Origin of the sequence: Alistipes sp. DJF_B185, from assembly GCF_964250025.1 — a bacterium.
Lineage (GTDB): Bacteria > Bacteroidota > Bacteroidia > Bacteroidales > Rikenellaceae > Alistipes > Alistipes finegoldii.
Genome location: NZ_CAXUDY010000017.1, coordinates 18,995 through 32,020 on the forward strand (window position 1 = coordinate 18,995; position 13,026 = coordinate 32,020).

At 59.4% G+C, this 13,026-nt stretch carries 9 protein-coding genes; 6 read left to right on the forward strand and 3 right to left on the reverse strand.

What is annotated here, in order from left to right:
- The first annotated feature begins 145 nt into the window (after window positions 1-145).
- From ACESTR_RS14145 to ACESTR_RS14170, 6 genes are all read left to right on the forward strand, one after another.
- Window positions 146-1,147: a FecR family protein gene (locus ACESTR_RS14145; RefSeq protein ID WP_009597089.1), complete on the forward strand. Its 1,002-nt coding sequence runs from the start codon at window positions 146-148 to the stop codon at window positions 1,145-1,147.
- A 120-nt stretch (window positions 1,148-1,267) separates the two neighbouring features.
- The gene (locus ACESTR_RS14150) at window positions 1,268-4,783 is read left to right on the forward strand and encodes a TonB-dependent receptor (protein WP_302269460.1); all 3,516 of its coding nucleotides are present in this window, start codon (window positions 1,268-1,270) and stop codon (window positions 4,781-4,783) included.
- A 16-nt stretch (window positions 4,784-4,799) separates the two neighbouring features.
- Entirely contained in the window at window positions 4,800-6,572 is a 1,773-nt protein-coding gene (locus ACESTR_RS14155) for a RagB/SusD family nutrient uptake outer membrane protein (RefSeq protein ID WP_009597106.1), read from the forward strand.
- Between the two features lie 33 nt (window positions 6,573-6,605).
- The gene (locus tag ACESTR_RS14160) at window positions 6,606-7,499 is read left to right on the forward strand and encodes an endonuclease/exonuclease/phosphatase family protein (RefSeq protein WP_022044401.1); all 894 of its coding nucleotides are present in this window, start codon (window positions 6,606-6,608) and stop codon (window positions 7,497-7,499) included.
- A gap of 31 nt (window positions 7,500-7,530) precedes the next feature.
- Window positions 7,531-8,592 (forward strand): BT_3987 domain-containing protein, encoded by a 1,062-nt coding sequence (locus ACESTR_RS14165; RefSeq protein ID WP_022044402.1) that lies wholly within the window; start codon window positions 7,531-7,533, stop codon window positions 8,590-8,592.
- Between the two features lie 231 nt (window positions 8,593-8,823).
- Window positions 8,824-9,336, forward strand: coding sequence for an RNA polymerase sigma-70 factor (locus ACESTR_RS14170; protein WP_022044403.1), 513 nt, complete (start codon window positions 8,824-8,826; stop codon window positions 9,334-9,336).
- Window positions 9,337-9,445: 109 nt separating this feature from the next.
- Here ACESTR_RS14170 and ACESTR_RS14175 read toward each other — a convergent pair whose 3' ends face one another.
- From ACESTR_RS14175 to ACESTR_RS14185, 3 genes are all read right to left on the reverse strand, one after another.
- A complete protein-coding gene (locus ACESTR_RS14175; RefSeq protein ID WP_130063454.1) occupies window positions 9,446-10,657 on the reverse strand; it encodes an S-adenosylmethionine:tRNA ribosyltransferase-isomerase in 1,212 nt (403 codons plus the stop codon).
- 150 nt (window positions 10,658-10,807) lie between these two features.
- A complete protein-coding gene (locus ACESTR_RS14180) occupies window positions 10,808-11,767 on the reverse strand; it encodes a discoidin domain-containing protein (protein WP_237959159.1) in 960 nt (319 codons plus the stop codon).
- An 84-nt stretch (window positions 11,768-11,851) separates the two neighbouring features.
- The gene (locus ACESTR_RS14185; RefSeq protein WP_278433936.1) at window positions 11,852-13,021 is read right to left on the reverse strand and encodes a DUF1735 and LamG domain-containing protein; all 1,170 of its coding nucleotides are present in this window, start codon (window positions 13,019-13,021) and stop codon (window positions 11,852-11,854) included.
- Between the last annotated feature and the right edge of the window lie 5 nt (window positions 13,022-13,026).

The window sequence follows — 13,026 nt, forward strand, 5'->3', positions numbered from 1 at the left end:
CTCTCCGCATCGCCGTTCCCGGCATATACGAAGCGTCCGCGGAGGAATATCCGGAGACATTCCGCTAAAAAAATCGGAAAAAAGGCGGTCGGCCGTAAGGGTCGGCCGCCTTTTTCGTGTCTTCGGGTAAAAACCGAATACCGTCATGGACAAACATTACCGGGACCTCCTGATCCGTGCGCTGAAGGGCACGCTGGACACCGCATCGCGCCGCGAATTCGACCTATGGGTCGCGGATGCGGACAACCGCCGCATCTACGAAAACGCCCTCCGCATATGGGACGACGTACAGCGCCGCACCTCGGCCTACAATCCCGACCGCGACCGGCTCTGGGAGCAGTTGCAGTCCCGCATCGAAGTCTGCGGAACGCCGCAGCGGGCGGAACGGCCCGCGCCGAAACGCCGCTGGATGCCGATACTGCGCACGGCGGCAGCCGTCGCCGCGGGCGTCGTCGTCACGCTCTTCGCGGTCCGTCCCGACCTCTCCCGCACACCGGTTCCGGCCAGACAGGAGTTCTGCGCCTTCGGCGGCAAGTCGCTGGCGCATCTGACCGACGGTTCGACCGTATGGCTCCAGAGCGGCTCGACGCTCGCCTACGACAGCTCCTTCGGCGCCGAAAGCCGCAACGTAAAACTCCGCGGAGAGGGATTTTTCGACATCGCCAAAGATCCCGAACGCCCTTTCACGGTCGAAGTGGAAGGGCTGCGCATACGGGTTCACGGCACGAAATTCAACGTGAACACCTCGCACGAAGACCGGACCGTCGCCGTATCGCTCGTTGAGGGTTCGGTGGCCCTCGATTCCGGCAACGGGGAGACGCGCCGGCTGCACCCCGGAGAAATAGCCTGCTACGACCCCGCCACCCAAGAGCTGAATATCCGCAGGGGCAACGTCGAGCTGGAATCCTGCTGGGCCGCGGGCAAACTGGTCTTCGAGCGGCAGTCGTTGGGCGAAATCTGCCGCTACCTCTCACGCTGGTACGACATCCGGATCGACATCTCCCCGGCACTCGCCCACAATTACGCCTACACGTTCACCCTCACCGACGAACCGCTCGAAGCGATTCTGCGCATCATGAGCCGCATCAATCCGATCGTCTACACCTTCTCGGACAACCGCTCGGTATCCATCTCCGAGATAGAATAAAACCGTAAACCTACCAAACACCAACCAAACTCCGAATGCCTATGACCGAACAGACCTGAACCGCACGCTATCCTTCCCGCGGCAGCCGCCGCAAACACACGCTAACTTAAAACTTCAACCATGAAACATTTTAGACTATTCGCAATTCTTTTGCTGCTCGTCTGCGGATGGACAACGGTTGCACACGGCCAGACGCAGGAGCCGGCGATCAACCTTGAGTTCACCGACATACCGCTCTCGGAAGCCATTTCGCGCATCGAGAAGAGCAGCAAATACACGTTCTTCTACGACGCCAAACAGACCGATCTGACCCGGCGCGTCAGCCTCCGCGCCAAACAGCTGCCGATCTCCGCCGCCCTGCGCCAGATGCTCGCCCCGACGGGTCTCAATTTCACGATCTCCGAACGCCAGATCGCCCTGATCCCCGCGGCGCGCAAGGCCCCGGCCGGATCGCGCACGATCACCGGTACGGTCAACGACTCCCACGAACTGCCGTTGGCCGGCGTCGCCGTCACGCTGGAGGGCGACAATACCCGCGGCACCGTTTCCGAGAACAACGGCAGTTTCACCATCACCGTTCCCGACACCGATGCGGTGCTCAGTTTCACCTACTTGGGCTACATCTCCAAGAAAGTCTCCGTTCCCGTCTCGCAGAACAGCCTCAAGGTATTCCTCGCAGAGGACGCCGTGAGGATGGAGGACGTCGTAGTAGTAGGTTACGGCACCCAGAAGAAGGTCAATCTGACGGGAGCCATCGCCACGGTGGACGACACGCAGCTCGCAAGCCGCTCGGCGCCCTCCGTAGCCCACATGCTTCAGGGTGCGGTTCCGGGTCTGACGATCTCGACCACATCGGGCCGTCCGGGCAACTCGGCCGACCTGAACATCCGCGGCATCACCTCGATCAACGGCGGTTCGCCGCTCGTGCTGATCGACGGCGCCGAGGGCGACCTGATGAAGCTCAACCCCAACGACGTGGCCTCGATTTCGGTGATCAAGGATGCCTCGGCAGCCGCCATCTACGGCGCACGCGCGGCCTACGGCGTCGTGCTGGTGACCACCAAGGAGGGCGACGATTCGGGAAAAACCCGCGTGTCGTACAGCGGCCGCTGGGGCTGGAACGCCCCCACCACCTCGACCGACTACGAGACCCGCGGCTACTACTCGGTCTACGTCAACGACCTGTTCTGGCACGCCGACGCAGGCACCAACTACACCAACTACACAGAGCAGGACATGATGGAGTTGTGGGCCCGCCGCAACGACAAGGTCGAAAACCCCGAACGTCCGTGGGTGAAGATCGACCAGCGCGACGGCCGCGACACATATGTTTACTACGCCAACTTCGACTGGTACCACTACCTGTTCAAGGACGAACACCCCAACACGAGCCACAGCGTCTCGCTGTCGGGCGGCAACTCGAAGGTCAAGTACATGCTTTCGGGCAACTACTACAGCGAAGAGGGACTCTTCCGTCAGGACCCCGACCGTCTGCAGCGGATCAACTTCCGTTCGAAAATCTCGTTCGACATCAACAAGTGGCTCAAGATCAGCAACAACACCAGCTACTACAACTACCAGTACTACTACCCCGGCCCCAGCGGAGTCAATACCGCCTTCTCGCTGGGCACGGTACACGGACTGGCTTCGATGATGCCCTACAACCCCGACGGCACGAGCGTCTACTACACCTCGCTGTCGAAATACTCGATCATGGACGGCCTGCCCACGATCATGAACAAGGGCGGCCACTACAACAAGGACAAGACCGACAACATGTCGACCACCACGGAGCTGACGTGGACCCCGGTCAAAGGGCTGGAGATCAAGGGTAACTTCACCTACATGTTCAACACCCAGCACAACCTCAACCGTCAGGTCAATACCGAATACTCGCAGTATCCGGGCGAAGTGCAAACCCTCTCGACGGGCAGCCGCTTCCAAGACAAGCTCTACGAAAAGACCATGATGCACAACTACTATCAGGCCAACGTCTACGCCACCTACGCACACACGTGGAACGAGAAGCACAACTTCAAGGCGATGGCCGGTTTCAACTGGGAGACCAAGTATCTCAAGGACGTGTCGGCCACGGGCTACAACCTGCTCTCCGAAACGCTGATGGACCTCAATCTGGTGGGACAGGGCGCCGACGGCAACGAGCGCATGGAGGTCGGCGGCGGCCAGAACGAATACGCCCTGATGGGTTTCTTCGGCCGTCTGAACTACGACTACAAAGGCAAATACCTCGTGGAGGTGAGCGGCCGCTACGACGGCACGTCGCGCTTCAAGCGCGGTCACCGCTGGGGTTTCTTCCCCTCGCTCTCGCTCGGATGGCGCATCTCGGAAGAGCCTTTCTTCGAGGGCATCCGCAAAAACTTCAACAACCTCAAAATCAGGTATTCGTACGGACAGCTGGGTAACCAGAACGTAGGCTACTACGACTATATCCGCAAAATCTCGATCGGCAACCAGAACTATCTGTTCGGCGGCGACAAACCCACGACGGCCACCATTTCGGCCCCCGTGGCCTCGAACCTCTCGTGGGAAACCTCGATCCACAACAATCTGGGCGTAGACATGAGCTTCCTGAACAACCGGCTGGCTTTCAGCGCCGACTTCTACATCCGCGATACGAAGGACATGCTGACCGCCGGCGTCGCACTGCCGAGCGTCTACGGCGCCGATTCGCCCAAGATGAACAGCGCCGACCTGCGCACCAAGGGTTACGAGCTCTCGCTCAGCTGGCGCGACGAGTTCCAGCTCCTGCGCCGGCCGTTCACCTACAGCGTGACGGTCACCTTCAACGACTACGTGACCAACATCACCAAATACGACAACCCCGACCGCACGTTCGCCAAGTCCTACTACGAAGGCATGCGCTGGGGTGAGATCTGGGGCTACCGCATCGGCGGACTCTTCGCCACGGACGCCGAGGCTGCCGGCTACGCCGTCGATCAGACGGCCGTCAACAACCGGATCAACGCCGCGGCCGGCTCGGAACGCGGCCTGCACGCCGGCGACCTGAAGTTCCTCGATCTGGACGGTGACAACATCATCTCCATCGGCAAGAACACCGTAGACGATCCGGGCGACCGGGAGATCATCGGCAACAGCCAGCCGCGGTTCCACTACGGCACTACGCTGAGCATGTCGTGGGCGGGCATCGACTTTTCGATCTTCTTTCAGGGCATCGGACGCCGCCACTGGTATCCCAAAGCCAATACGATCGCCTTCTGGGGTCCCTACGCCCGTCCGTATGCGAGCTGGATTCCCAAAGACTTCCACAAGATGTACTGGAGCGAAGAGAATCCCGACGCCTACTTCCCCCGTCCGCGCGGCTACGTCGCCCTGTCGGGTACCAACCGCGAGCTGACGGCCGTCAACGACCGCTATATGCAGAACATCCGCTACTGCCGTCTGAAGAACCTCACGATAGGCTACACGCTGCCCAAGAAATGGACCCGCAAAGTGCTGATCGACAACCTTCGCGTCTACTTCACGGGAGAGAACCTCGCCACATGGTCGCCCATCCGCTCGGACTATATCGACCCCGAAATGGCCGCCATGAACGACGAGATGCGCACCTACCCGTGGCAGAAGACCTACATGTTCGGCGTAGATGTCACATTCTAATCAAACAAGCAGAACCATGAAAAAAATATTATTGATACTGGCCGCAGGCTGCACCATGGCGCTCGTCTCCTGCGAAGAGTGGCTCGACAAATACCCGCTGGCCCAAATGTCGCCCGAAACCTTCTTCTCGAACGAAAACGAGCTGCAGGCTTTCAGCAACAAATTCTACACGGCCTTCCCGTCCGACGGGCTCTACAACGAGTACTGGGACAACATCATTCACAACGACCTGCCTCAGGAGATGCGCGGCGGCCGCACGATCCCCGCGTCGGGCGGCGGCTGGACATGGACCAGCCTGCGCGACATCAACACGCTGCTCGAATACTCGGTCAACTGCAAGGACCTCGACGTCCGTAACCGCTACGACGCGCTGGCCCGTTTCTTCCGCGCCTATTTCTACTTCGAAAAGATCAAGCGGTTCGGCGACGTGCCATGGTACTCGAAACCGATCGGCTCGGCCGATCCTGAGCTCAAGCGTCCGCGCGATTCGCGTGAATACGTCATGCAGCGCATGATCGAGGACATCGATTTCGCCATCCGCTACCTGCCTACCAAACACGACCTCTACCGTATCACGAAATGGACGGCACTGGCCCTGAAATCGCGTTTCTGTCTCTTCGAAGGCACGTTCCGCAAATACCACGGCATCGACCTTCCGGAGAACGACTGGAAATACTACCTCGACCTGTCGGCGAAGGCATCCGAAGAGTTCATCACCAACAGCGGCTACGGACTCTACACATCGGGCGGCACGCAGACCGCCTACCGCGACCTGTTCGTGTCGGAAGACGCCCAGCAGATCGAGGTCGTCCTCGCCCGCGATTACAACAAGGGGCTAAGCGTATTCCACAACAGCACCTTCTACTCGCTGAACACCTCCTACGGGCGTCCGGGCCTGACGCGCAAGATCGTCGCCAGCTATCTGATGGCCGACGGCACGCGCTTCACGGACAAGGCGGGCTGGGAAACGATGGAGTTCCGGGACGAGTGCCAGAACCGCGATCCGCGTCTGGCGCAGTCGATCCGCACGCCGGGTTACACGCGCATCAACTCCACCAAGGTCGAAGTGCCGAGCCTTTCGACCTGCATGACGGGCTACCAGCCCATCAAGTTCGTCGCGCCCGCCGATTTCGGTTCCGACGGTTACAACCTCTCGTACACCGACCTGCCGATCATCCGCACGGCCGAGATCTATCTCAACTACGCCGAAGCCAAAGCCGAGCTGGGCACGCTGACGCAGGACGACATCGACCTGACGATCAAGAAGCTGCGCGACCGAGCTGGCATGCCCAATCTGGACATGGCCCAAGCCAACGCCAACCCCGACCCGTACCTTTCGGCCCCTGAGACAGGCTACCCCAACGTGACGGGTTCGAACAAAGGCGTACTGCTCGAAATCCGCCGCGAACGCACCATCGAACTGCTTCAGGAGGGCCACCGTTACTACGACCTCATCCGCTGGAAAGAGGGCAAGACCTTCACGCAGCCGCTGCTGGGCCTCTACATCCCCTCCAAGGGCGAATACGACCTCGACGGCGACGGCACGCCCGACATCTATCTCAAGACCAAGGGAGAGACGCCCTCGACCAAAGCCCCGCTCATCATGGAGATCGATCAGGACATCTTCCTCTCGGAAGGCGACCACGGCTACATCTCGCCCCACAAGAAGAATCCGGGCGAGTGGAACGAGGCCCGCGACTACTACTACCCGATTCCGACCGACGACCGCTCGCTGACCGGCGGCGCCCTGACGCAAAACCCCGGCTGGAACGACGGGCTCGACTTTTAATTCCCAATACTAACTTCAAAAACGAACGAAACGATGAACAGACTGAAAAAATATCTTACCATCATGCTGCTGCTCGGCTTGACCTGCCCGGCAACGGCCTGCAACAGCAGCTCCTCCTCCGAAGACGAAGTTCCGCCCCATCTGAAACCCGAAACCCCGGAGGAACCGGGTCGGGACTACTACCCCAAGGCCGACGGCGCGACGCGTCTAGTGACCTACAACGTCGGCGTCTTCACCAAGTACATCAGCGACGGCAGCTACCAGATGATCGCCGACATGATGACCGAGGGCAAGGCCGATCTGGTGGGCATCAGCGAACTGGACAGCTGCACGGTCCGCACCGGCCGGGTCTTCCAGCTCAAGAAATTCGCCGGACTGATGGGCAAGGAGTGGAGTTACGAATATTCGCGGGCGATGGCCTATCAGGGCGGAGCCTACGGCGACGGAATCGCCAGCCGTGAGAAACCCGTCCGGACCTTTGCCGCTCCGCTGCCGAAGGGCGACGGCGCCGAACCCCGCGTGATGGTCGTCATGGAGTTCGAGAAATACGTCTTCGCCACCACCCACCTCGACCATGTATCCACGCTGGCTCAGGCGGGACAGGTAGACGAGATCAACAAGGTCATCGAACGCGAATTCGGCGGCTCGAAGAAACCCGTCTTCCTCGGCGGCGACTTCAACGCCCGTCCCGATTCGCCCACCATCTCCAAACTGAAGACGGGCTGGACGGTCCTCACGCCCCACGGCGCAAGCGACTTCACCCACTCCTCGCAGGCGCCGAACAAATGTATCGACTACATCCTGCTTTGGAACGGCAACGGCGCGAAGTGCGACGTGGTCGGCACCAAGATCATGCTCGACTTCAACAAAGGCGACATCAAGCGGGCCTCGGACCATATTCCCGTGCTGGTCGATGTCAAATTCTAATGCTGAGACGAACCCTTAAACGCAAACGATTATGAAACGATATGCAAACATACGTCTTCTGGCCGCCGTCGCCCTGCTCGTCGCAACGGCGGGCTGCAAGGACGACGAAGGTCCGGCGCTCAAGCAGCCTGCCCTGCTGAGCATTCAGGACGCCGCGGCCGACGCCGAAGTGATTACGGTGGAAAGCCCCAAGAAGCAGACCCTCAACATCCGCGTGGAGGCCGAGCAGATCAGCGGCAACTACATAACCGTCGTATTCAAGACCGACCCCGAACTGGTCGAGACCTATAACGCGGCGCACGGCACCTCGTACAAGCTCTGCCCCTCGGAGGCCTACGCATTCTCGACCACCGAAGTCATGCTGCCCCGCTACAACACGGTCTCCTCGACAATGAAAGTCGAGCTGTTCAGCGAGCGCATGCCCGACGAGGAGCCGTACCTGCTCCCGATCGCCATCGATTCGATCAAGGGCGACCCGCGGGCGACGGTCTCGCCGACGGGCGGCGTCCGCTACATCCTCTTCAACAAGTTCGTCAAGCCGGGACCGCCCGCACCCGTGCTGCTCGACCGCAGCGGCTGGAAGATGCTCGCTGCCCCCAAGGCCAAACCCAACTACGAAGTGGAGAAGATGTTCGACGAAGACATCAACACCTTCGGCTACTGCAACGCCGACGAGGAGAAGGCCGATCCGCCTTACGACTTCGTCATCGATCTGGGCAAAGAGGTGACCGTACGCGGCCTCCAGTTCAATCAGCGCTACATGACTACCGGCAAACCGGAAGCCGGCGCGCGCTACGGCATCGCCCACTTGGAGGTCTGGACCGCGAAGGAGATCACCGGCGACGGCCTCGGCGCTGCGAACGACGCCAACTGGACCTACACCCAGACATACCGCGACTACCGGACCGATCCCGACTCGCCGCTGGACCCGATGGGTGTGGTCATCAGTCCGATGCTCGACGACTACCAGCATGCGCGTTACGTCCGCCTGCGCATTCACGCCAGCTATACGAACAAAACCTATAACCCGACTTTCCGGGGATGGTGCATCGCAGAGCTGAATGTCTGGGGCAACAACGAACTGCTCGAATAATACGTATGAACCAGCAAAGGGACCTGCTGAAGTGTTTCAGCAGGCCCCTTTTTTTAACGCAGTCCCGATTTCGGGCGTCCCGCATTCCGCAGGATAACAGGAACTAAAGGATTTCGAAACGAAAAATTCATACGTTCCGCATCCGTTTTATCCCCGAAAATGCCTATCTTTATTAGTCTGAATTTCCTTTAGCGATACGATGAGGCCGGAAAACGAACACGACATGGTTTTGTGGAAACACATCAGCCGAGGGGGGGGGAAACCGCCGCCTTCAGGGAGTTGTTCGACCGTTATTACGCGCCGCTTTGCAGGTTCGCGGCCTACTGGCTCCGCGACCGCACCTCTGCCGAAGAGATCGTATTGGACACCTTTACGCATATCTGGCAGCATGCCGGGGAACTCCGCATCTCGACTTCCGTCCGGGCCTATCTGTTCCGCGCCGTGCGCAACCGCGCGCTCAACCGGCTTCGCGACCAACGCACCGACGGCATCCCCATCGAGGGACCTGAGCCGCTCTTCACGAACCCGGAAGCATTGCAGCTCGAAGCCGACGAAATGATGATGCTGGTCGCCGAAGCCGTCTCGCAACTGCCCGACCGCTGCCGCGAAGTATTCCGCAAAAGCCGCGAAGAGGGGCTTTCCAACGCCGCGATCGCCGACCAGATGCGGATTTCGGTCAAGACCGTCGAAGCGCAGATCACCAAAGCCCTGCGGCGCATCCGCGAAACACTGCTCCGCACGTGATCTTCTCCCCGGACTCCCCGGAGACTTTCCGCCCCCGCCGAACGACCGTCTGATGACCGCCGAAGACCGGCCGGCAGCCGCGCTTTCTCCCTCAGCCTCGCTCCCAGCGTCAGCGCATCAGCACCGACGAGTCGCCGTAACTCAGGAAACGGAAGCCGTGTCCGAGGGCGTATTCGTAAATCCGCTTCCAGTCCCCGCCGACGAAAGCCGACACCAATAGCAGCAACGTCGATTTGGGCTGGTGGAAGTTGGTGACGATATTGCGCACGATGCGGAACTCGTACCCCAGCGGCGTAATCATGATCTGCGTCGCCGCCTTGATGCGTTCCAGCCCCTTTTCATCCATGTATTTCAGCAGGGTCTCCAGCGCCTCGCGCCCGGAAAACTCCGCCGACACGTCGTACAGCTCCCACTGACCGACGACCCGCTCCGCATCGGGCGTTCCGGCCGTACGTATGCGCCACGCCAGCGCCGTGAGCGATTCGAGCGTCCGCACCGAGGTCGTGCCGACGGCCGTGATCCGCCCCCACTTCTCCAGCAGGCGGGCTACCGCCGCACGCCGCACCTCGAAATGCTCGGTGTGCATCGGATGCCGCGCGGCATCGTCGTCCTTGACGGGCAGAAAGGTCCCGGCCCCGACATGCAGCGTCACCTCCTCGAACCCGAAGCCGCGCGCCTTCATCCCTTCGATCAGTTCGGGCGTGAAGTGCAGCCCCGCCGTCGGCGCGGCCACCGATCCTTCGAATTTGGAATAGACGGTCTGGTAGCGCGTATAGTCGATCTCCTCGCTTTCGCGGTTCAGGTAGGGCGGAATCGGAATCCGTCCGAGGTATTCGAGCAACTGCCCGAACGTCATCGCCGCCGACCACTCGAAGCGCACGGTATGCTCGCGGCCGCGGTTCTCGACGAGCCACGCCCGCAGATGCTCCGGGCGGCCTTCGTGCTCGAAGTTGATCTCCACATACCCCTCTTTCCATTTCTTGAGGTTGCCCACGATGCACGACCATTCGCACCGCCCGACGACGGCGAACGCCCGTTCGTAATCGGCCGGATCGTGCGGTTCGAGACAGAACACCTCGATGCGGGCACCCGAAGGCTTGTGCATGATGATCCGTGCGCGAATCACCTTCGTATTGTTGAACACCAGCAGCTGGCCTTCGGGCAGCACGTCGCCGATGTCGGCGAAATGCGCTTCGCCGATCTCCCCGCCGCGGTAAACCAGCAGTTTCGAGGCGCTGCGCTCGGCCAGCGGAAACTTGGCGATCCGCCCGTCGGGCAGGTCGTAATCGAATTCGTTTATGTCTATATGCCGTTCATTCATGGACACAAATGTACGTTTTTTTTCGCATCCGTCGCACACGCTCCGGCCGATAATCGCCCATATACCATATCCCACAGGCCCTCTCGGTCAAAAAAGCCGCCCGGTCTCGGACCGGACGGCTTCCCCTCAAAAACTATTCAAAGCCCACCTCTATTTGGAATAAACATAAATCTCGGAGCTGAGAGGCGCCGACCCATACATATGCCAAATTATATAACGAGCGGTTATCGGCGCGATAAACGAAACATACTGCGTTCCGGCAGGCGTCATCGACAAGCCCTCTTCAGGCGTTACGAGTTTCCACCCGGCCCCGTCATCGCTGGTATAAACAGCACAAGAACTCATCGCATAAGCCGCACCGTAAGCACTGAACGTCTCCAATCCGGTAACAGTCTTTGTAGCACCCATGTCGATTTTTACACCGAGATGGGGAGTATTGAACCATATATAATCTCCGGTATTCCCATTGATCAATTTAGGTTGATGGGCTCCCCAGTCTGCATTATTATCATCCACATTGGTAGCATAAACCGACCAACCGCTGTAATCCGCAATCCGGCTGCCCGAAGGTTTCACGCCGGCCTGTATATCCATGGATTTGGCTTTGTTTATCTGAACGGACAGCTCCTTCTGTTTCGAAGAAATACGCAATTGTCCGGAAACAGGCTGCACCGATCCGATCCCGACCGTCACTTTGTAGGTGGCAGCCTCCTGCGGAACAAAACTCCAATCCGTCCTGAGATCCATCGTATCTCTGGCTACCAACTCCCCGGCAGGAATCACGACGGCACCGCCTTCGCGGAAAGTAACGATCTCCTCCGGCATATCGCCTTCGATCGTATAAGCGAACTTCACGGCGACATCCGACTTCCATGGTTTGGCAAGACAAACCGCAAACGGCATCGAGACCTCCGTATCGCCTGCAATTCCCAAAGACGAATGCGTCTGATTGAACTCCAAAGAGCCGATTCCGAGCTTCAGACGTTCCAAATAAACATAGTCGGCCGTCCATTCGTCTGTTGCATACTCATCGTCGTCGCATGCGACAAAACAACCCGCAACAGCAGAAACGAGAACTCCGGCCAAAAGATATTTCAATTTTTTCATCATAATGTAATCGTATTTAACAAACAATTTCAATGAACCGCATGGCGGCAGGCACGCACCGGGCGCGCCTGCGCCATAATTACGGGATTAAGGCCACGGCGTTTCCGTATCGGTGGACTTGATGCCGGCAACCCACGTCGGGGTCTTGGACGTCTTCAGCGTATGCCCGTTGCCCGTGCAGTCCTCGAACGTATTGCCCTCGCCTTCGTTGAAGCGCCAGTAAGCCTCCAAGCCCTGCGATTTGGCGCTGGTCGTGGTCATGTTGTTCTGCACCTGCGCTTCCGTACGGCATACCGACCAGATACGCGCCTCGGACATCAGTATCTTGCATCCGCTCCACCACGAATCGCCGGTTCCGTGTCCGCCGCCGGCATCGCCGCCGAACCAGTTGGCCGATCCGAAGTTGGGATCGCACACGCCCTCCTTGCTTCCGGCAAAAGTGCCGTTGACATAAAGGGTCACCTTGGTTCCGTCATAGGTCAGCGCCAGATGCTGCCATTTGTTGGGCGTGAACGACAACGACGGATTGAGATACCAGCCGTCGCCTTGGAACTGCACCAGCGAATGGGCCTTATGGTCCGAAGTGTCGTTCTGCGGGTCCTCGAAGCGCAGCAGCACCGAACCGCCGTTGGTAAATACGGCACGGTTGCGGTTGGCCGTATTGCTCACTTGGAAACGCACCTCGACCGTAAACTGCGGAAGCGTCAAGGGGAAACCGTCGGCGGCAAGTCCCGCGCCGCCGACGAACATCGGGAGCGACGAGACGACGATCGCTTCGGTCGTAATCACATAGGTCGAGGTCACCGAGGTCACCGGAACCGACCCGTCGGCGCTGACAAGACGCAGCGGCAGGGCATAGCTCTCGCCGACATACTCCTTGGGCAGCGGCTTGATATGGATCTTGGTTGCAGGAGCGCTGAATTCTCCGGCCTTGATCGTCACTTCGGAGTCCATCTCGTAGATCTCTTCGGGCAGTACGAGAAAACTCGAAGCCTGCTTCTGGTTGTAACGGTCCAGCACCTCGGAATCGACCACGAATTTCAGCTTTACGTCTTTCGTTGCGGCCTCGCTCAGGCAGGCCGTGATTTCGGCGTCGGCGCCCAGTTCCGTAATGGTCACTTTCGTGCTTTTATTCGACGCGCTCTCGCTGACGAAGGCGTGCACTCCGAGCGTATCGTAATCGGCATCGTTGCAGGCCGAGAATCCCGAAACGAGCGCCGCGAGACCGAGAACTGCTGTTTTAATGCTGTTTTTCATCTTTT

Excerpts from the sequence above, each read along its gene's own strand:
- ACESTR_RS14145 (WP_009597089.1), top strand. The coding sequence starts at position 146 with ATGGACAAACATTACCGGGACCTCCTGATCCGTGCGCTGAAGGGCACG.
- ACESTR_RS14150 (WP_302269460.1), top strand. The coding sequence starts at position 1,268 with ATGAAACATTTTAGACTATTCGCAATTCTTTTGCTGCTCGTCTGCGGA.
- ACESTR_RS14155 (WP_009597106.1), top strand. The coding sequence starts at position 4,800 with ATGAAAAAAATATTATTGATACTGGCCGCAGGCTGCACCATGGCGCTC.
- ACESTR_RS14160 (WP_022044401.1), top strand. The coding sequence starts at position 6,606 with ATGAACAGACTGAAAAAATATCTTACCATCATGCTGCTGCTCGGCTTG.
- ACESTR_RS14165 (WP_022044402.1), top strand. The coding sequence starts at position 7,531 with ATGAAACGATATGCAAACATACGTCTTCTGGCCGCCGTCGCCCTGCTC.
- ACESTR_RS14175 (WP_130063454.1), bottom strand. The coding sequence starts at position 10,657 with ATGAATGAACGGCATATAGACATAAACGAATTCGATTACGACCTGCCC.
- ACESTR_RS14180 (WP_237959159.1), bottom strand. The coding sequence starts at position 11,767 with ATGATGAAAAAATTGAAATATCTTTTGGCCGGAGTTCTCGTTTCTGCT.
- ACESTR_RS14185 (WP_278433936.1), bottom strand. The coding sequence starts at position 13,021 with ATGAAAAACAGCATTAAAACAGCAGTTCTCGGTCTCGCGGCGCTCGTT.